Raw genomic sequence first — 17,522 nt, 5'->3', positions numbered from 1 at the left:
ACCCTGGTACGGAAGCGTGCCGGGTCGGCGGGGCCAACGCATCAGGGAGCCGCATCATGGCCGATGACACCGAGACGCCGAACACCGACACCGCCAAAGCCGACGCCGCCACCAAGCCGCGGCGCCGCGCCCCGCGCAAGACGACGACGACGCGTGCCACCGCGGCGAAAAGCCCGGCGACGAAGACGGCGACCGGGACCGCGCGCCGCCGCAGCACCAGCAAGGCCAGCGCGCCGACCACCGTCGAGAAGGTCGAGACGGCCGCAACCGACACGGTGAAACGCGCAGCCCGGCGCGTGCGCAGCGCCGCGACAGCCGCAGAGGGCGCGGTCGTGTCGACGGCCAAGGCGGTCAAGCCGCGCGCTGCCCGGCGGGCGACGCCGCGTCCCAGCACGGAGCGCAAGCGCGGCGGCAAGTCTGGCTCGGCGCCAGCCGCAGCGGGCAAGACCGGCTGGGGGATCGCGGCGATCGGCGCCGGGGTCGCGGCCGCCGGTGCCGCCGCAGCCGCCGCCTTGCTGTCCCTGCGGAGCAGCACGCCCAAGGACAAGGCACCGGCAGACGGTCACGGCGCGCACAGCCCGGACGGGCAGGATGCCTCCAAATCGTTCGAGGCCGGCATCGCCGACGAAAACTCGATCCCGAACGAATGAGCGAAGCCGGCTGACCGGGCCGGTGGGCCGCAATGAGAGCAAGAGAGCGGCGGAGTTTCCGGCGGGAACCGCGCCAGCGTCAGCGCGCCGGAACCAGCGCGTAGTCGATCCAGATGCTGACCGTCCGCTCCATCTCTCCCGGCGCCACCGGTGGCGGTGGCGCCGGCGGTGCCGCTATCGGCGTCAATACGATGCCATCCGGACGCACATAGTCGACCACCCGTGACTGCTTGCCGCGTTCGCTGACCTGCAACACGCGGGACACCCGCATGCCCAGGCCGGCTGCATAGTCGTCCGCCTCGCGGCGGGCGTTGCCGATCGCGGCGCGGCGCGCCTCCGCCAGACCCTTGGCCGGATCGTCGGATTCGAGATTGGGGCCGTTCACCGAATTGGCGCCTGCGCCGAACGCCGCCGCGATCACGTCGCCGGCGCTCATCAGCTTGACCACCGTCACCGCGACGCTGTTGCGTGCGACATAGCCGGTGATCTGCGCCTGCCCCTGCCAGTCGTTCTGCCCGGATCAGGCGAAGCGCGGCTCGACGCTGATCTGCTGCGTGCGGATGTAGCGCCCGTCGACGCCGGCCTTCTTCACCGCCGCGATCACCGCCGCCATCTGTGTCGCATTGGCGTCCGTCGCCTCGCGGGCAGTGGTGCCGGTCGACACCACGCCGACCGAGACGAAGGCGGCATCGGGCCGGAACTTGGCCTGCCCCTCCGCCTGCACCTCCAGCAACGTCTCACCCGGCTGTAACGTGGTGATGGGCGCGGTCTGCGCCGAGGTCGCCGCCGGCAGGGCCAGCATCGTCAGCATCACCCGCTTCATCACCACGCTCCCCTGCCGAACCTACCAGCCGCTCGGCTTGCCCTGGTTCTGCTTGTCCAGCCATGCCTTGAGCGGTGCGAAATATTCGATCATCGCCTTGCCCGACATCTCGCGGCTGCCGGTGAAGACCTGCAGCGCGTCCGGCCAGGGCTTGGACTGGCCCATGCTCAGCATTGCGTTGAGCTTCTCGCCGACCGCCTTGTTGCCGTAGAAGGAGCAGCGGTGCAGCGGCCCCTTCCAGCCGGCCTGCTGGCACGCCGCCTTGTAGAATTGGAACTGCAGCACCCGCGCCAGGAAGTAGCGCGTGTAGGGCACCGTCGCCGGGATGTGGTATTTGGCGCCCGGATCGAACTTGCTCTCGTCACGCGCCACCGGCGGCACGACGCCCTGATATTTCAGGCGCAGCGCATCCCAGCCGGCCTGATACTGGCCCTCCGGGATCCGCCCGGAGAAGACTCCCCAGCGCCATTTGTCGACCAGCAGGCCGAACGGCAGGAAGGCGACCTTGTCCATCGCCTGACGCAGCAGCAGGCCGATGTCCTTGTCCGCGCTCGGCACCTTGCTTTGGTCGAGCAGCCCGATCTTGACGAGATAATCCGGCGTGATCGACAGCGCGACCGTATCCCCGATCGCTTCGTGGAAGCCATCGTTGGCGCCGTTTTTGTAGAGGAACGGCTGGTTCTTGTACGCGCGCTGATAGTAATTGTGGCCGAGTTCGTGGTGGATGGTGACGAAATCGTCGGCATTGACCTTCGTGCACATCTTGATGCGGATATCGTCCATGTTGTCGATATCCCAGGCGCTGGCATGGCAGATCACCTCGCGGTCGCGCGGCTTGGTGATCTGCGACCGTTCCCAGAAGGTCTGCGGCAGCGGCGCGAAGCCTAGCGACGAATAGAAGGCCTCGCCCTGCTTGACCATGCGGACCGGGTCATAGCCCTTGGCCTTGAGCAATTCGCCCGTGTCGTAGCCGAGATCGCCGGAGCCCGGCGGCGCGACCAGGTCGTAGATGTTGCCCCATTCCTGCGCCCACATATTGCCGAGCAGATCGGAACGGATCGGTCCGGTCTTGGGCTGCACCGCATCGCCGTATTTGGCGTTGAGCTTCCAGCGGACATAGGTGTGCAGCGACTTGTAGAGCGGCTCGACCTCCGCCCAGATCTTGTCGGTGAGCACCGCAAACTGCTCCGGCGTCATGTCATAGCCGGACCGCCACATCGCGCCGACGTCCGCGAAACCGAGCTCCTTGGCGCCGGCGTTGGAGATGGCGGTCATCCGCGCATAATCCTTGCGCATCGGCGCGCCGACATTGTCGTGCCAGCTGGTCCACATCTCCTTCAGCTTGGCAGGATCGCGCTCCGTCCCCATCGCCGCCTCGATGTCCGAGCCGTTGATCGGCTGGCCGTTCAGGCTGCCTTTGCCCTTGCCGTAGCTGGACGACATGCGCGTGGTCAGCGTCGACAGTTCGTCGGCCGCGCCGGGCGTCGTCGGCGCGGGCAGGCCAACGCCGTTGCGCAACAGGTCGAGCTTGCGCTTGGTGTCGTAGGACAGGCCCGGCGTGCCGTTGAAGCGTGCCGCGCCCTTGGCCCATTCGACCGCCTTCTCGGTCATCTCCGCGCCGGACTTGGCGGCCAGCGCATCGGTATCGTCGGTAATGTAGGTGGCATTGACCCAGGAGACGCGGGCAGCGTCAACGCCGAGCTGCGCCGCCTCTTTCTCGACACCGGCGACCCAGGCGTCGGCCTGCGCCGCCGTCGGCGTGCCGGCCGTGGCGGCGGCGGGGGCGGTCTGCGCGAGCACGGGCCCGGCGGTCAGCGCCCCGGCCAGCGCAAGGAACGAAACGGCGGTACGCAACATCAAAATCCCTCTCGGTTCGATTGTTGCGAGGGAGAATGGCCGCGGACCGCCGCTGCGGTCAAGCCGCCAGGAAGTCGGCGATCGCCTGCCCCAGTTCCGGCTTGGTCACCGCGCTCATGTGGTTGCCGGGGATCTCGCGGTAGACGGCCCGTGGCAGGGCATCGGCCAGCGCCGCGCCGGAGCCGTTGTCGTCGTCATCGACGCCGGTGACCACCGCGATCGGAACGGTGATGCGTTCCACCGCGTCGATCGGCGTGTCGACGAAGGTTTCGAGCACGTTGAGCAGCGCAACCGGGTCGCCCCCCGTGGTCTTCAGAAAGGCCTCCGTCATCCATTCGGGCGTCCCGCGTGCGAAACTGCCGAGGCTGGTCAGCACGTTGCGGAAATAGCCCCCGCGGCCGGCGGTCCGCACGATCCCGTCGAGCCCCATGCCGGCGATCACCGCCCGCCGCGGCGTCGCGCCATTGGCGAGCATCCGCATCACCGTCCGTCCGCCGAGCGAATAGCCACCCAGATCGTAGTCACTCAGGCCGAGATGCGCGACCAGCGCGAAGCCGTCGCGCATCAGCGCGTCGGCGGGATAGGCCGCCGGCTCATGCGGCTTGTCGCTGGCCCCGTGACCGCGAAGATCAGGCATGATCACGCGAAAGCCCCGCTCTGCGATGCGGGCGGCATGGCCGTATTTGATCCAATTCACCTCCGCGGTCGAAAAATAGCCGTGGATCAGCACCACGGGGCGACCTTCGCCGACCTCCCGCCAGGCGATGTGCGTGCCGTCAAAGCTGGCGAAACGGTCAGTCGGGGATACGTCCAAGGCTGTCGATCCATTTGTTGGTGATGCGGCTGTTCTGATCCGTGCGTTGCGTCGGCAGGTCGCGCGTGTCCAGCCATGCCGTGTGCCAGCTTTCCACGCCCGCATGGGCGACCGGCCGGAACCGCGACGGATCGTCGAGGCTGCCGACGGTCACGTCGAGGCCTTCGCCGTCATCGGGTTCGTAGGTCAGCGGCGTACCACAGGCCGCGCAGAAACCGCGCCGGGCGAACGGCGACGAACGATAGCGGTCCGGCTCCGCACCCGCCCAGCGCAGATCGCCCGCCGCCACCGCCTTCAGCGCAGCGGCGACGCCGCCGGTCGCGCGCTGGCACATCCGGCAATGGCAAAGATAGGCCTCGTCGTCCCGTACGATCAGGGCATAGCGGATGCGTCCGCATTGGCAGCCACCGGCCATGATCGTCGCGGCGTCGTCATCCTCTCCGAAAGGTTCATTCCCAACCATGACAGGCTCGGGTATAGCAGCCCCACGCCAGCAGAGCGACAGGACAGGAGAGCGCCACCCCCAATCTGTCGAGAGTCGATGCCAGCGCCTTCGCAAACCGCCTTTACCGGTCGCCAGCACAGCCTGCTTGAGGACGCCTATGCCCTGGTCATCGGCTGCATCCTGATCGTCCTTGGCCTGGTGCTGCTCAAATCGGCCGAACTGACGACGGGCGGCACGGCGGGGATCGCGCTGCTGCTGTCCTATCTAGTGCCGATGCCGGTCGGCGTGCTGTTCACGCTGATCAACATCCCCTTCTTCGCCTTCGCGCAGCGGGTGATGGGCAGCCGCTTTGCGATCAAATCGCTGCTCGTCAACCTCGGTATCGCGGGACTATCGATGCTCGCCCGCGCCTCCTTCCATGTCGTCGACATCCATCCGGCCTTCGCCGCGGTGTTCGGTGGCACCGTCATCGGCATGGGCATTCTGGCGCTGGCGCGGCATAGCGCCGGTGTCGGCGGTACCGGCGTGGTCACGCTGTGGCTGCAGCGGAGTCGCGGCTGGAATGCCGGGCGGACGCAAGCGGCGTTCGACGTGGTGATCCTCGCCGCCGCGATCCCCGTGGTCAGCGCGGCGCATCTTGGCTGGTCGGCGCTCAGCGCGGCGGCGATGAGCCTGGTGCTGGTAACGTGGCACCGGCCGGGCCTGTACATCGGACATTGAGCCGCCGGGCGCTGGCGCCCGACGCTCGTTCCCCTACCGCCGGTGATCAGGCGTCGTCGGCCTCGTCGGTCAGCGCGTCGACCAGGGCGGTATCGTCCTTCTTCAAGTGGCGCCGGCCGAGCAGTTCGGCGATCTGGACCGCGTTCAGCGCCGCACCCTTGCGCAGATTGTCGCTGACGCACCAGAGCGACAGGCCGTTCTCGACGGTCGAGTCTTCGCGCACGCGACTGACGAAGGTGGCGTCGTCGCCCGCGCTCTCGATCGGGGTGACGTAGCCGCCGTCCTCATGCTTGTCGATCAGCATGATCCCCGGCGCCTCGCGCAGGATCGTCTTGGCCTGTTCGGCGCTGATCTCGTCGACGAATTCGATATTGATCGCCTCCGAATGGCCGACGAACACCGGCACGCGCACGCAGGTCGCGGTCACCTTGATCTTGGGATCGAGGATCTTCTTGGTCTCGACCACCATCTTCCATTCCTCTTTGGTCGAACCATCGTCGAGGAAGCTGTCGATGTGCGGGATGACGTTGAAGGCGATCTGCTTGGTGAACTTCTTCGGCTCGGCCGGATCGCCGACGAAGATGTTGCGGCTCTGCTCGAACAGTTCGTCCATGCCGACCTTGCCGGCGCCCGACACCGACTGATAGGTCGCGACGACGACGCGCTTGATCGTCGCCGCATCGTGCAGCGGCTTCAGCGCGACGACCATCTGGGCGGTCGAGCAATTGGGATTGGCGATGATGTTCTTGGCGCGATAGCCGTCGATCGCGGCGGCATTCACTTCCGGCACGATCAGCGGCACGTCCGGATCCATGCGGTACAGCGACGAATTGTCGATCACCGTGCAACCGGCGGCGGCGAACTTGGGCGCATAGACGCGCGTCGCCTCGCTGCCGATCGCGAACAGCGCGATGTCCCAGCCGGTGGGATCGAAATGCTCGATGTTCTTGACGGTCAGCTTCTTGCCGGTCTCGCCATAGTCGATCACATCGCCCTGGCTGCGCGACGAGGCGAGCACCGCGATCTCGTCTGCCGGAAACTCCCGCTCGGCGAGAATGTTGACCATCTCGCGACCGACATTGCCCGTCGCACCCGCGACGACGACCCGATACCCCATGACCTTCTCCGTAAGCAGAGCGCGCCCGTAGCGTCATTGCGCGCAACCGCACAACCACTTTCCATTTGATGCGTCAGGAAGCTGGCCTATCCGCCGTCTGGACGCGCCCCGTGCGTTGCAACTTGCCCCAGCCGACCATCGGCCCCCGCAGCGCCTGGGCGATCGCCTTGAGCACGACGTAATACATGACCTGGCGATAGCCAACCCGCTGCGGGATCAGCAGCCACAACAGCCGCCACTGTTCCCGCCGTTCCAGGGCGAAGGCGATCGTCGCCGCCAGCAGGTCGATCGTCGTGAACACGATCCAGAAAGCGAGCATGGTATAGATGTCGTGGCTGGTCTGCGCCCAGCCATGCGCCTGCACGTCGAGATAGGTGACGACGAAGCTGACCAGCAGCGCCAGATCGATGATCGGCGAGATGGCGGCGAGCAGGATCTGGAAGACGATCGCCTGCGGCAGACCGATCCAGCCAAGACCACGCGGCGTCGACCGGCCGATCGCGCCACTGTGTTTCCACAGGCATTGCAGCGTGCCGAACGCCCAGCGGAAACGCTGTTTGGCCAGCGCGCGGAACGTCTCCGGCGCCTCGGTCCAGGCGATGGCATATTGGTCGTAGCGGACCTTCCAGCCGGCACGCTGGATCGCGATGGTCAGATCCTGATCCTCGGCCAGCGTGTCGTCGGGATAGCCGCCGACGCTGCGGATCGCCGCCAGCCGCCACGCGCCGACCGCGCCCGGAACGACGGTGATCGCATCCAGCCGCGCGAGGGCGCGCCGTTCGAGGTTCTGCGCGGTGATGTATTCCAGCGCCTGCCATTTGGTGACCAGATTGACGCGGTTGCCGACCTTGGCATTGCCGGCCACGGCGCCGAGCGTCGGGTCGGCGAACCAGCGGGCCAGGCGGGCGATCGTCGGCGGCTCGAACTGCGTATCGGCGTCGAGCGCGATGACGATCTCCCCCCGCGCCAGCTCCAGCCCGCGATTGAGCGCGCGCGCCTTGCCGCCATTCTCCAGGGTCAGCAGCCGAACGCGGGGATCGTCGGCGAAGGCGCGGGCCACGATCGCACTGGTCGCGTCCTTGGACCCGTCGTCGATGACGATCACCTCGATCTCGACCTCGGTGGACGCCAGCACGCCGCGCACCGCCCGCTCGATCACGCGTTCCTCGTTGTAGGCGGGGATCATCACCGTCACGAAGCGGCCGGGGTCGATCGGCGGGAAGACGGTCCGTCCCTCGCGCCGCGCCTGGATCAGGGCGAGCGCCGACAGCGCCACGGCGCGCAGGATGCCGACCGTGATAGCGATGCCGAACAGCCAGCGCATCGCGATAACGATGCCGCCCAGCAGCGAGAACAGCGCAAGATCGGCACGCGCCGCGAGCTGGTCGCTGGCCGAGATTGGCGGCATCGAGGCGTTGCGGCTGAGCCCGGCGAGCGTCGACACCGGCACGAAATGATAGCCGAGCGCACGCAGCCGCTCGATGATCACCGGCAGCGCCTCGACGGTCTCCTGGCGATTGCCGCCCGCATCGTGGAGCAGGATGATGTTGCGGCTGCAATTGGCCTCGGACTGGTCGTCACACGTCTTGGGACCGTTGACGATCTTGTCGATCGTCCGGTCGATGATCGCCTGCACGCCGGGCCGCTTCCAATCGTCGGGGTCGACGTGCAGGCCGACCGAGATGTAGCCGCGGTTCTGCGCCATCAGCGCCGGCTGGATCTCGTCCGCGGTGCTCGGCTCGGCATCGCCGAAGTAGGGCGCGCGGAACAGACGCAGCGAGCGGCCGGTAAATGCCTGGAACAGCCGCTGCGTGGCATTGAGTTCGAACCGCACCTGCGCCGGACCGACGGTGGCGAGATTGGGGTGGGTATAGGTGTGGCTGCCGATCTCATGCCCCTCGGCCACCATCCTCTGCAACAGCGGCCGCTGCGTCAGCGCATTCTCGCCGACGATGAAGAAGGTGCCGGGCGCATGTTCGCGTTTCAGCACGTCGAGGATCTGCGGCGTCCATTTGGGGTCGGGACCGTCATCGAACGTCAGCGCCAGCAGACCGGGACGATAGCCGATACGCTCGACGACATAGGGCGACGGGAGCCGATCGAAGACGACATCGGCGAGCAGCCCGTCCGGGCCCGCCGTCGCGCGCCGCGAGCCGGCGACGGGCTCCGCCGAGATCTTCAGGATTTCGCCCGCACCCTCGATGTCGGTATTGGTGCCGGCGGGAATGGCGTTTATCGCGGACGGCGGCGGCAACTGGCGATGATCGCGGCCGAAAATCGACCAGAGTCCGGGATCCTCCGACCCCAGCCGCCACAGTGCGACGCTGCGGATGCCGGCGCGGTGCAGCAGCCCGATCTGGTTGTAGGCCGAGGCCGCGTCGAGCATCCACACCACATGCCGGCTGCTGCCCTCCATATAGGCGAAGCCGGTGTTGCCGCTGGTCCGGTCATAGGTCGGCATCGCCGAACTGTCGGCGGCGTCCTGCCACGCTTCCTCGACCGTCGCCGGATCGCCGGTGCCGTCGTGCCAATCATAGGCGTAGGAGCCGAAGGCGACGACGAGCTTCGACGGCGGGATGCCCCGCGCGGCCTCGGCGACGACCTGGGCGAACCAATGCTGCGAGGCGATCGGGCCGGCGGGGCCGCTGCTCTCGTGCTCGTCATAGGCCATCAGGAAGACCTTGTCGGTCACCTTCGCATAGGCCGGCAGATCCCAGTCTGGATTGCCAAGCTGGGCGGCGATCGACACCGTCCAGCCGCGCGGCGCGAAACGGCGCTGCGCCTCCGCCAGGAACGCGCGGTAATTGGCATGAGCGCTGGGTGGCAGTTCCTCGAAATCGAAGAAGGCGCCATTGGCGTTGTTCTGCGCCAGCCAGGGCGTCAGCTTGTCGAGGAACGCGGTCCGCGCCTTGGGATCGGCGAGCAGCGCGGCGATGCCCTGGCTGTCCCATTGTCCGTTGAGCACGTTCTGGATCATCGGCGTGACGATCGGTCGCCGCGTCGCGCGATTGATGATCTCGCGTCCCGCCACATCGCGGAAGACGGTGATCTGGTGGTTGGCCCCAGTCACCGAAATCCAGCCGGGGATCACCCAGTCGAGCTGGTCGATATGCCGCGACAGGCTCGATGCGCTCGACGAATCCCAGGGCGTGTAGAAGCCGATCGCCAGCGACGGATTGTTGATGCCGCCGGTCGGCTTGGCGCCGGCGGTGCCGAACAGCTTGCGCGCGTAATAATTGAGGCTGCGTTCGGTACGTCCGATCAGGCCATGCGGCGGCGGCAGCTTGCGCAAGGTCGGATGCTCGGCCTGGACGGGGAGCAACGGCGCCGCCGGCACGGCGCCGATCGACACCGCGAACACCGAAAGGGCAAGCAGCAGCAACAGGACGAACGCCGCCACCGCGAAGGTGAACCGGCGTTTGCGCCGTCCGCTGGCGTCGTAGAAAATGGGCCGTTGCGACATCGATAGAACTCCGAGCGTACCCATGCCCGCAGCGCGGTTGCAGGATCAAGTCACCGCCATGACAAAAATGTCACTGCGATCCCGATCAGCGATGTCTCGCGACGGGCGGGCCGATATTCAGTCGACCGCGCGGTGATGCATTAGGGCAGCAGCACTGTACTGCCGCGTGTCTCTCCCGTTTCCAGTGCGCGATGCGCCTCCGCCGCCTGTTTCAGTGGAAAGGTCTGGCCGATCTGTGGTTTGATCGCCCCCTTCCTGAGCATGGCGAAGACCCGGTCGACACCGTGGCGGCGTTCCGCCGGATCGGCGTAATAATCGAACAGCGTCGGTCGGGTGACGAACAGCGATCCCTTGGCCGACAGCGTGCCGAGCGCCACGCCCGTCACCGGACCGCCGGCATTGCCGTAGCTGACGATCAGTCCGCGCCGCGCCGCCGAATCGAGCGAAGCCTGCCAGCTGGCCATACCGACCCCGTCGAAAACCACCGGCACCCCCTCGCCATCGGTGAGTTCGCGGACCTTGGCCGCGACATCCTCGTCGCGATAGCGGATGACGTGGTCCGCGCCGGCAGCCCGCGCGTGATCGGCCTTCTCCGCCGTTCCGACCGTCCCGATGACGTGCGCGCCGATCGCCTTCAGCCAGCCGGTCAGCAGCTGGCCGACGCCGCCGGCCGCCGCCCAGACGAGCACGGTCTGCCCCGGCCGAACTTCGGCACAGCGCTCGACGAGGCATTCCGTCGTGCAGCCCTTCAACAGGAGCGCCGCCGCGGTACGGTCGTCGACTTCGTCGGGCAGGTGGATGAGCTGCGCCGCCGGAACATTGCGCGCGGTCGCATAGGCGCCCCGCAGCGGCCCGAAGGTACCGACACGGTCGCCGACGGAAAAGCCGTGCACGCCCTCCCCCACCGCCTCGACGACGCCTGCCGCCTCGCTGCCGAGGCCTGAGGGCAGATCGATCGGATAGACGCCGGCGCGATGGTAGGTGTCGATATAGTTGAGCCCGACCGCCCGGTTGCGCATCCCCACTTCGCCCGCGGCGGGCGGCGGCAGGTCGACGTCGACCCATTCGATCACCTCAGGCCCGCCGGTCCGTTCAATGCGTGCGACCCGTTCCATGTCCGTCTCCTTTACGCCGCGGCGCAAACGCCCGTCGGTCGAGGGCGGTTGCGCCGATGCCTCCCGGCAACGTGGGCGATCAATAGTCCTTGGACACGCGGACGTTGGCGCTTTGCCGGCCGAGTGTCGAGATGCTCGACAGCAGCGACAGCCAGCGTGTCACCTGGAATTCGACCTGGGTGGCGGAATAGCCCTGCCCGTCGGTGACGATCTCCGCATACAGGCGCCGGGTGACGTATTTGCCCGCCGCGATCGAGGTTCCCTGCCCCGTCTGCCGGTCGGCCGGCAGGATGCGCAAGCGATCAAGGCCCGCCGCACGGCGCACCGCGTTGATCGGGTTCAGGCCGTTGCCGCCGTTCTGCAAGGCCGCCACCGCGGCGGCGAGCTGCAACGCCTCGGGCGCGGACAGGTTGGTGATCGAGGTGCCGAACAACAGGCGCGACAACAGCTCGTCCTGTGGCAGGGCCGGCGTACTGGTGAAGCCGATCTCCGGCTTCAACGCGGTGCCGGTGACGCGGATCGTCGCGTTCAGCCCGGTGGTATTGGCATCGGCGGCAATGTCGAGCGCGGGGTTGGCCGGCACATCACCGCCGAAGCGAATGACGCCACGCTGCAGTTCGAACTCGCGCCCGGCGAATTCATAGTCGCCGCGGATCAGCGTTGCTTGGCCGCTGATCGCGGGATTGTTGGGCTGGCCGCCGAGATTGAGGTCGGCCGACCATTCACTCGACAGGCCGAGGCCGCTGACCAGCAAGTTGCCGGGCGCGTGTGCCTTGATGGCGAGAGACCAGGGGGTTGCCGGCATCTCGTCCTCGCTGCCACCGCCGGGCAGGTTGATCTCGCGCAGGTTGAGCTTGGGCAGGGCCGCGGCGGCGCTCGCCTGGCCGAGGCGGTAGCGGCTGCGATTGAGCACGACGTTGCCGGCAATCCGCCCGCCCCCGCCGTCGGACACGAAGGTCAGCGGCCCCGTGACGGTCGCCCCGATGTCGTCGCGGTTGATCATCACCGCATGATCGGCCTGCAGGGACAGATCGAGACCGACGCCATGCGCGGCGGCGAAATCGAAGCTGCCGGTGCCGGTGACGCGACCGCCCTTGCCCGCGTCGGCGGCGAACCGGTCGATGCGCAATCGCGATCCGGCGAACTGGCCGCTCGCCGTCACGCCGGTCAGCACGGTGCCGGTGGTCGCGCTTTCGATGCGCGCGCCATCCGCCCGGACGATGCCGCGAATGGCGGGCGCGGACAGGCGGCCGCCGACATCGGCCCCGATCGCCACCGGCCCCGACAGGTCGAACAGCTCGACGCCGGTCAAGCGCCACAGGGTGTCCGCCGGTCCCTGGTAGCGCAATTGCGCGACCAGTGGCGCCTGCGCCAGTCGGGTCGGCAGGTCACCACCGCCGAGCGGCTTCAACAGCGCCTGCGCGCGCCCGACGGTACGCCCGTCGGCGGCCATCACTGCCCGGATGCCGAGCCGGTCGGCGGTCAGCACGGCGGCGATGCCGACGTCGAGCGGGCGGGATTGCAGCACCAGCCCGGCGCGGCTTAGCCCGCGGACGGTCAATTCGGCCCGCCCGGTCGGCATGGCGTCGGCGGTATCGGCGAAACTGAAACGCCCGGACGCGACGCCGCTCAGTCCAAGCCCCGGATAGCCGATATCGAGGATGGCGAGCGGCATCGCGGCCAACGTCGCATCGACCTGCAGCGCATCGCCGCCGTACCGGCCGCCGATCTCGGCCGTCCCGCCGGCGAAGCTGAGCCGGGCGGGCGCGAGCCGCCAGCCATCGCCATCGCGGTGGAACACGGCCGGGGAGAGCAGTTTCAGCGGACGCCGGTCGACCATGCCCTGCGCGGCGGCGCTGATCCGTTCCGGGGCGATTTCCGCCTCGGCCCGGATGTCGAAACCGCGGCCGCGCGACCCTGACAAAGCCACCCGCGCCGTACCGGTCCCGCCGCGCAAGCGCAGGTTGCCGGCGAAGCGCGCCAGCACCAGCCGGCCGCGGCGCACGCCCGCGCCCGTTGCGGTTGCGTCGATCGTGGCGCCGGCGGGGTCGAGAGCGATCGTCGCCTCCAGCCGGCCACGCCGCAGCGTCGTGCCGGCGATGCGGGCATCGCCGGCGCTGAGGGCCAGCGCCACCTGCTGCACCGTATCGAGCGGGCGGAGCGTCACCGTCCCGTCGATCCCACCGCCTTGTACCGCCAGCTGCCCGTCGAAGCCGGCCGGGACGATCGCCAGCCGACCGCGCGCGGTCGTCGCGCCGATCGTCAGCCGGGCGATGTCGACCGCTGCCTGGCCGCCGGACGGCAGCAGGATCGCCCCGGTCGCGGTAAGGGCGCCGAGGCGTGATCCGCCGTTGGCAGTGACGGCATAGCCGCCCGGATTTGGGTCGAGATGGGCGCGCACATTCGCCAGGCCCAATGCTGGCGCGGGGCTGGCAAGGACGAGGTCGATGGTCGGCCGCTCGATCCGGCCGTCGAGAATCATCGTCAGCGGCCCGTATTTCGCCTGCCGCCCCGCCGCCTCGATATGGAAGCTGCCGTCGCGGCGGCGATAGCCGTTGCCGCGCAGCTGCAGCGCCGGCGCGACGAGACGCAAATCGGTGAAGTGGAGGATCCCGTCCGGCGTCCGCTCCAGCCCGGTGGCGAGCCGCGGCAGACCGCCGGCGAGCGAACGGAGGAAGGCATTGTCGAAGCGGAGCATCGTCGCATCACCGCGCCCGACGACGCGCGTGCCGTGACCGTTCGGCCCCGGCACGACGCGCAGGGTCGAACGGACGTCGACGATACCGAGCCCCGGGATCAGATAGCGGCCCAGTGCTCCGGCAAGGCCGACCTCGTAGCGTCCGGTGCGCAGGTCGAGCGCGAGCATCATCCGGCCCTGCAGCCGGTCGGACCGCAGCCGCAACGCTTCACCGCGCAATAGACCGGGAATCAGCAGCAGCGGCCCGTCGACCGACAGGTTGCGCAGGATGCCGCCGGCGACGGCACCGACGCCGGTCACCTGACGCGCCGCGAAGCGCGCGGTCAGCCGCGAGGGCGCGTCCCCGAGCCGGCCACTGCCGGTGAGCAGGGCGGAATCGAAGCCGGTGTTGTCGAACTGCACATGCGCCCCGGCGACCCGGAAATCGAGGCGCGGCTGCGCGAATGGTCCATCAAGGATCGCCCGCGCGACGATGTCGCGACCGGACATGTTGGGGAACAGCGCCGCCGGCCGCAGCAGCCGTGCCCGGATGCGCACCGCGTGCCAGCGGTTGGCGGCGAAATCGACGGTGCCTTCCGCCTGCGCGCTCAGCGCCGCGCTGCGCATCGCCACTGTGCCCGACAGGCGACGATCGACGAAGGTCGCGGCGCCGTCGAGGGCGATACGCGGCTGGGTCAGCCGCTGCGCCTTGCCGGTGAGCAGCGGCGCGGGCGCCGCCATGCCGTTGAGGCGGTAGCGGCCGCTTTGTGCGGTGAGCGCGAGATCGGCGATCGGGACACCGTTGGCACGCGCGAGGGCACGGCCATGCCAGCGGCTCCAGCTGCCCCGGCCGTCGATCACCATCGCCACGGGCCGCCCGCGACCGATCGCGCGCGCCAGCACCCCGCCGGTCCGTCCCTCCGCCTTGACCATCAGGTCGAAGCGGTCGCGGTCGGGCTCCGCGTCGAGCCGCAGCGCCAGCCGATCGCTGCCCGCGACCGCGCCGTCGGCGACCAGCATCGCGCGTCCTCGCCGCACGTCGGCCCGCGCGACCAACGACGCGACGCGGACGTTGCCCAGCACCGGCCGCGCCAGCACCAGCCGATTGATCGCGAGGCGGCCGATGCGGATGTCGAAATCGGGCAGCAGCGGGCCCGACCGGCCGCTTGGCCGGGTATGCGGCGCGTGCAGCAACACCGCCTGCGGCACCGCCATCGTCCGGATGTCGAGTGTGTTGCGCGCCCAGCGCCACGGTCGCCAGTCCAGCTGCACCGCCGGCGCCTGCAGCAGCAGCCCGTCGAGGTCGTAGACGCGCACATCGCGCAACCGGGCTACGCCGTAGAGCGAGCCGTCGATCCGCCCGATCGCGAAGCGCAGGCCGTTGGCGGTGCGGATCGCGCCGATCCGTTGCGCCACCCAGCGATGGCCGACGTCGGTATCGACCACCGCCAGCGCGAGGCCGAAGACCAGCAGTAGTGCGATCAGGCCACCCGCCAGCCAGCGCCAAACCCGCTTCAAAACGCCTGCCCCAGCGAGACGTAGACGGCGATGCGGCTATCCCCCGCCTGCGGGTTGAGCGGCGTGCCGACGTCGAGCCGGATCGGGCCGAAATTCGAGTAATAGCGGACCCCGACGCCCGCGCCGTATTGGAAACGTCCGAGCGTCGGCAGCGCGCCCGTGTAGATGTTGCCGCCGTCGAGGAACGGCACGAGCCCGAAGTTGCCCTTCACCTTGACCCGCGTCTCGATCGAGAATTCGGCCAGGCTGCGCCCGCCGATCGGATCGTTGTTGACGTCGCGCGGGCCGATCGCCTGATAGCCATAGCCGCGCACCGACGCGCCGCCGCCCGCGTAGAAGCGCCGCGACGGCGCGATCTGGTCACGCGGAGCACCGAGGATCGAGCCGAGCCGGACGCGACCGGCAAGGACGACCCCGTCCGCGACGGTGCGGTAGGTGCTGCCGTCGAGCTGGATGCGGGTATAGCCGAATGCGGTACCCTGCAGCGACAGTTCCGGACTGATCCGGCCGCCTAGGCGGAAACCGCGGGTCGGATTGAGCAGATCGTCCGAGCCGTCATAGTTGAGGCTGGTCGGCAGCGCACCGATGAAGAAGGTGCGGCGGCGCGGCTGGCCCGTGGTCTCGATCACGTCGCGTTCGTCGGAGGTCAGCAATTCGCCGCCCAACGACCAGGTCCAGGCCTTCTGGAAGAAGATATTCGTCTGCCGCTCCAGATTGGCGGAAAGCGAGAAGGTCTTCGCGTCATAGGCGTCGCGAACGGTATGGGCGGCGGCGATCTGCGCGGTGAGCACGCGGTCGCGGCCCTGAAAATTATTGCGACGGAAGGTTACGCTGCCGAGCTGTTCCTGGGTGCCGAGCACGCTGCGCAGGGTCAGCCCGCCCTCCGGCGGAAATAAGTTGCGATGCGTCCAGCTGAGCTCGGCCCGCGCGCCCTCGCCGGTGCCATAGCCGAGTTCGCCGGCGATCGTGTGCGGCGGCGCCGGCTCCAGCTTGACGCCGATATCCACCGTGTCGGGATCGGCGGCCGGCACCGGCTTGACCTCGACCGACGAGATCAGCCCGGTCTGGATCAGCGCACGCCGCAGGTCGTCGACCGATGCGGCATTATAGGGATCGCCGGGCGAGAAGCGCGCGATTTCGGCGACGTGATCGGCGTCGAACACGCGGTTGCCGGGGAGCGCGACGATTTGGCCGAACCGCTTGGCGCCGCCCGGCTGCACCGCCAGGTCGAGCGTTGCGGTTTGCGTCGCATGATCGACAGTCAGCACCGGCTCGCCGACCTTGGCGAAGGGGAAGCCGCGTTGTGCGATCTGCGCCTTCAGTTTCGCTTCGCCGGCGGTGATCGTGTCGGCATTGGCGGCGTCGTCGGGGCGCACGCCGAGCGCGTCGCGCAACGCCGGCGCCTGCGTTCCGGCGGCGGCCAGGCCGTCCACCGTCACCGTCTTCAACCGATAGAGCGCGCCGGGGTCGGCGGCGAGCACGACCAGCGGCTTGGCGCCCGGCTCGACCCGCGTTGTCACGCGCGCGTCATAATAGCCTTCCCCGCGCAACAGCGTGACGAGCAAATCGGCGTCCTCGCGTGCGCGCCGGTCGAGCTGCGCGGCATTGGCCGGCTGGCCGTCATTGGCGTCGAGCGTCGACAGTTCGGCAAAGCGCCGACGCAGCAGCGGCGTCGCGACCGCATCGATCCCGTCGATACGCCATGCGTAGCGTGCCTCCGCCGCCGCGTCGGTCACGGCGTGCGCGTCGACCTTGGCGGAGGCTGCCGGTGCGGTACCGAGATCGGGCCAGGCGACGCCGATATCGGGCATCGGTGCGAGCGGCGCATTGGGGTCGAGCGTCACCGTGTCGGCGGGCGCGGCGCTGCCGTTCGTACGCTCGCGGGCAGGGGTCGCCAGCTGCGCCGCCGCCGGGTCGCCAAGAAAAAGGACGGCAGTCGCGCTCAGCCCGACCAACCCAACGCGCGCCACCATGATCCTGGTCTTAGCGCGCCGCCCCCGTCGGGGACAGCCCCCGCCGCACCGGCCGCCGCACGCCCGCGGCCAGCGGTCGCCGGACCTGGACGCAACCGCTCAGTGAACGGTGCCGACGGCCTCGTCGCTGACCATCACGGCGATCAGCCGCTCCGTCTGCCGCCAACGGCAGAAGCGGACGTGGTTGCCGATGTCGCGCATCGCGCCGGCACGCACCGCCGCTTCCAGCATGGCATGTTCGCCGAAGGCGGCGATCAGGTCGGTCGCCTCGATCACCTGATCGGCGTCGGCGAGATACAAGGGAGCGGCGGTGTCGCGGAATGGCATCATCGTTTCTTATTATACATGCG

Annotated in this window: 11 protein-coding genes and 1 pseudogene; 2 read left to right on the top strand and 10 right to left on the bottom strand. The window is 68.8% G+C overall.

The annotated features are described in order from the left end of the window. The first annotated feature begins 56 nt into the window (after positions 1-56). Positions 57-650, top strand: a complete 594-nt coding sequence (locus tag ACU5AX_RS00910; RefSeq protein WP_446689288.1) for a hypothetical protein — start codon at positions 57-59, stop codon at positions 648-650. Positions 651-729: 79 nt separating this feature from the next. Here the strand turns inward: ACU5AX_RS00910 and ACU5AX_RS00905 are convergent. The 4 genes and pseudogenes from ACU5AX_RS00905 to ACU5AX_RS00890 all read right to left on the bottom strand — a co-directional run bounded on the left by ACU5AX_RS00905 (position 730) and on the right by ACU5AX_RS00890 (position 4,607). Next, positions 730-1,452 (bottom strand): annotated as a pseudogene (locus ACU5AX_RS00905) (SIMPL domain-containing protein). A 42-nt stretch (positions 1,453-1,494) separates the two neighbouring features. Beyond that, positions 1,495-3,330 carry a M2 family metallopeptidase gene (locus ACU5AX_RS00900; protein ID WP_446689287.1) on the bottom strand — a complete coding sequence of 612 codons (1,836 nt, stop codon included), beginning with the start codon at positions 3,328-3,330 and terminating at the stop codon, positions 1,495-1,497. A gap of 58 nt (positions 3,331-3,388) precedes the next feature. Continuing rightward, entirely contained in the window at positions 3,389-4,144 is a 756-nt protein-coding gene (locus ACU5AX_RS00895) for an alpha/beta fold hydrolase (protein ID WP_446689286.1), read from the bottom strand. Continuing rightward, a complete protein-coding gene (locus ACU5AX_RS00890; protein WP_232473855.1) occupies positions 4,125-4,607 on the bottom strand; it encodes a GFA family protein in 483 nt (160 codons plus the stop codon). The genes ACU5AX_RS00895 and ACU5AX_RS00890 overlap by 20 nt, the downstream gene beginning before the upstream one ends. Positions 4,608-4,685: 78 nt before the next feature. On the opposite strand from ACU5AX_RS00890, the gene ACU5AX_RS00885 reads away from it, so the two are divergent. After that, on the top strand, positions 4,686-5,309 hold the full coding sequence (locus tag ACU5AX_RS00885) for a YitT family protein (protein ID WP_446689285.1): 624 nt from the start codon (positions 4,686-4,688) through the stop codon (positions 5,307-5,309). Between the two features lie 46 nt (positions 5,310-5,355). Here ACU5AX_RS00885 and ACU5AX_RS00880 read toward each other — a convergent pair whose 3' ends face one another. The 6 genes from ACU5AX_RS00880 to ACU5AX_RS00855 form a co-directional block, all read right to left on the bottom strand. Beyond that, the gene (locus tag ACU5AX_RS00880; protein ID WP_446689284.1) at positions 5,356-6,426 is read right to left on the bottom strand and encodes an aspartate-semialdehyde dehydrogenase; all 1,071 of its coding nucleotides are present in this window, start codon (positions 6,424-6,426) and stop codon (positions 5,356-5,358) included. Positions 6,427-6,499: 73 nt separating this feature from the next. Further along, positions 6,500-9,889: a trifunctional glycoside hydrolase family 18/polysaccharide deacetylase/glycosyltransferase family 2 protein gene (locus ACU5AX_RS00875; protein ID WP_446689283.1), complete on the bottom strand. Its 3,390-nt coding sequence runs from the start codon at positions 9,887-9,889 to the stop codon at positions 6,500-6,502. Positions 9,890-10,029: 140 nt separating this feature from the next. Then, a complete protein-coding gene (locus ACU5AX_RS00870; RefSeq protein ID WP_446689282.1) occupies positions 10,030-11,004 on the bottom strand; it encodes a quinone oxidoreductase family protein in 975 nt (324 codons plus the stop codon). Between the two features lie 79 nt (positions 11,005-11,083). Next, positions 11,084-15,199, bottom strand: coding sequence for a translocation/assembly module TamB domain-containing protein (locus tag ACU5AX_RS00865; RefSeq protein WP_446689281.1), 4,116 nt, complete (start codon positions 15,197-15,199; stop codon positions 11,084-11,086). Continuing rightward, positions 15,196-17,172, bottom strand: a complete 1,977-nt coding sequence (locus tag ACU5AX_RS00860) for an autotransporter assembly complex protein TamA (protein WP_446689280.1) — start codon at positions 17,170-17,172, stop codon at positions 15,196-15,198. Before ACU5AX_RS00860 ends, ACU5AX_RS00865 begins: the two co-directional genes overlap by 4 nt. Positions 17,173-17,271: 99 nt before the next feature. Next, on the bottom strand, positions 17,272-17,502 hold the full coding sequence (locus ACU5AX_RS00855; RefSeq protein WP_446689279.1) for a hypothetical protein: 231 nt from the start codon (positions 17,500-17,502) through the stop codon (positions 17,272-17,274). Positions 17,503-17,522: the final 20 nt, after the last annotated feature.

The sequence above is a fragment of the Sphingomonas benefaciens genome (genome assembly GCF_052907485.1).
Note: the sequence above shows the minus strand (reverse complement) of the source record. Positions and strands in the feature narration are given on the sequence as shown.

What these genes read in the sequence shown, in the direction of transcription:
- ACU5AX_RS00910 (WP_446689288.1), top strand. Translation starts at nt 57, where the DNA reads ATGGCCGATGACACCGAGACGCCGAACACCGACACCGCCAAAGCCGAC.
- ACU5AX_RS00900 (WP_446689287.1), bottom strand. Translation starts at nt 3,330, where the DNA reads ATGTTGCGTACCGCCGTTTCGTTCCTTGCGCTGGCCGGGGCGCTGACC.
- ACU5AX_RS00890 (WP_232473855.1), bottom strand. Translation starts at nt 4,607, where the DNA reads ATGGTTGGGAATGAACCTTTCGGAGAGGATGACGACGCCGCGACGATC.
- ACU5AX_RS00885 (WP_446689285.1), top strand. Translation starts at nt 4,686, where the DNA reads ATGCCAGCGCCTTCGCAAACCGCCTTTACCGGTCGCCAGCACAGCCTG.
- ACU5AX_RS00880 (WP_446689284.1), bottom strand. Translation starts at nt 6,426, where the DNA reads ATGGGGTATCGGGTCGTCGTCGCGGGTGCGACGGGCAATGTCGGTCGC.
- ACU5AX_RS00875 (WP_446689283.1), bottom strand. Translation starts at nt 9,889, where the DNA reads ATGTCGCAACGGCCCATTTTCTACGACGCCAGCGGACGGCGCAAACGC.
- ACU5AX_RS00870 (WP_446689282.1), bottom strand. Translation starts at nt 11,004, where the DNA reads ATGGAACGGGTCGCACGCATTGAACGGACCGGCGGGCCTGAGGTGATC.
- ACU5AX_RS00860 (WP_446689280.1), bottom strand. Translation starts at nt 17,172, where the DNA reads ATGGTGGCGCGCGTTGGGTTGGTCGGGCTGAGCGCGACTGCCGTCCTT.
- ACU5AX_RS00855 (WP_446689279.1), bottom strand. Translation starts at nt 17,502, where the DNA reads ATGATGCCATTCCGCGACACCGCCGCTCCCTTGTATCTCGCCGACGCC.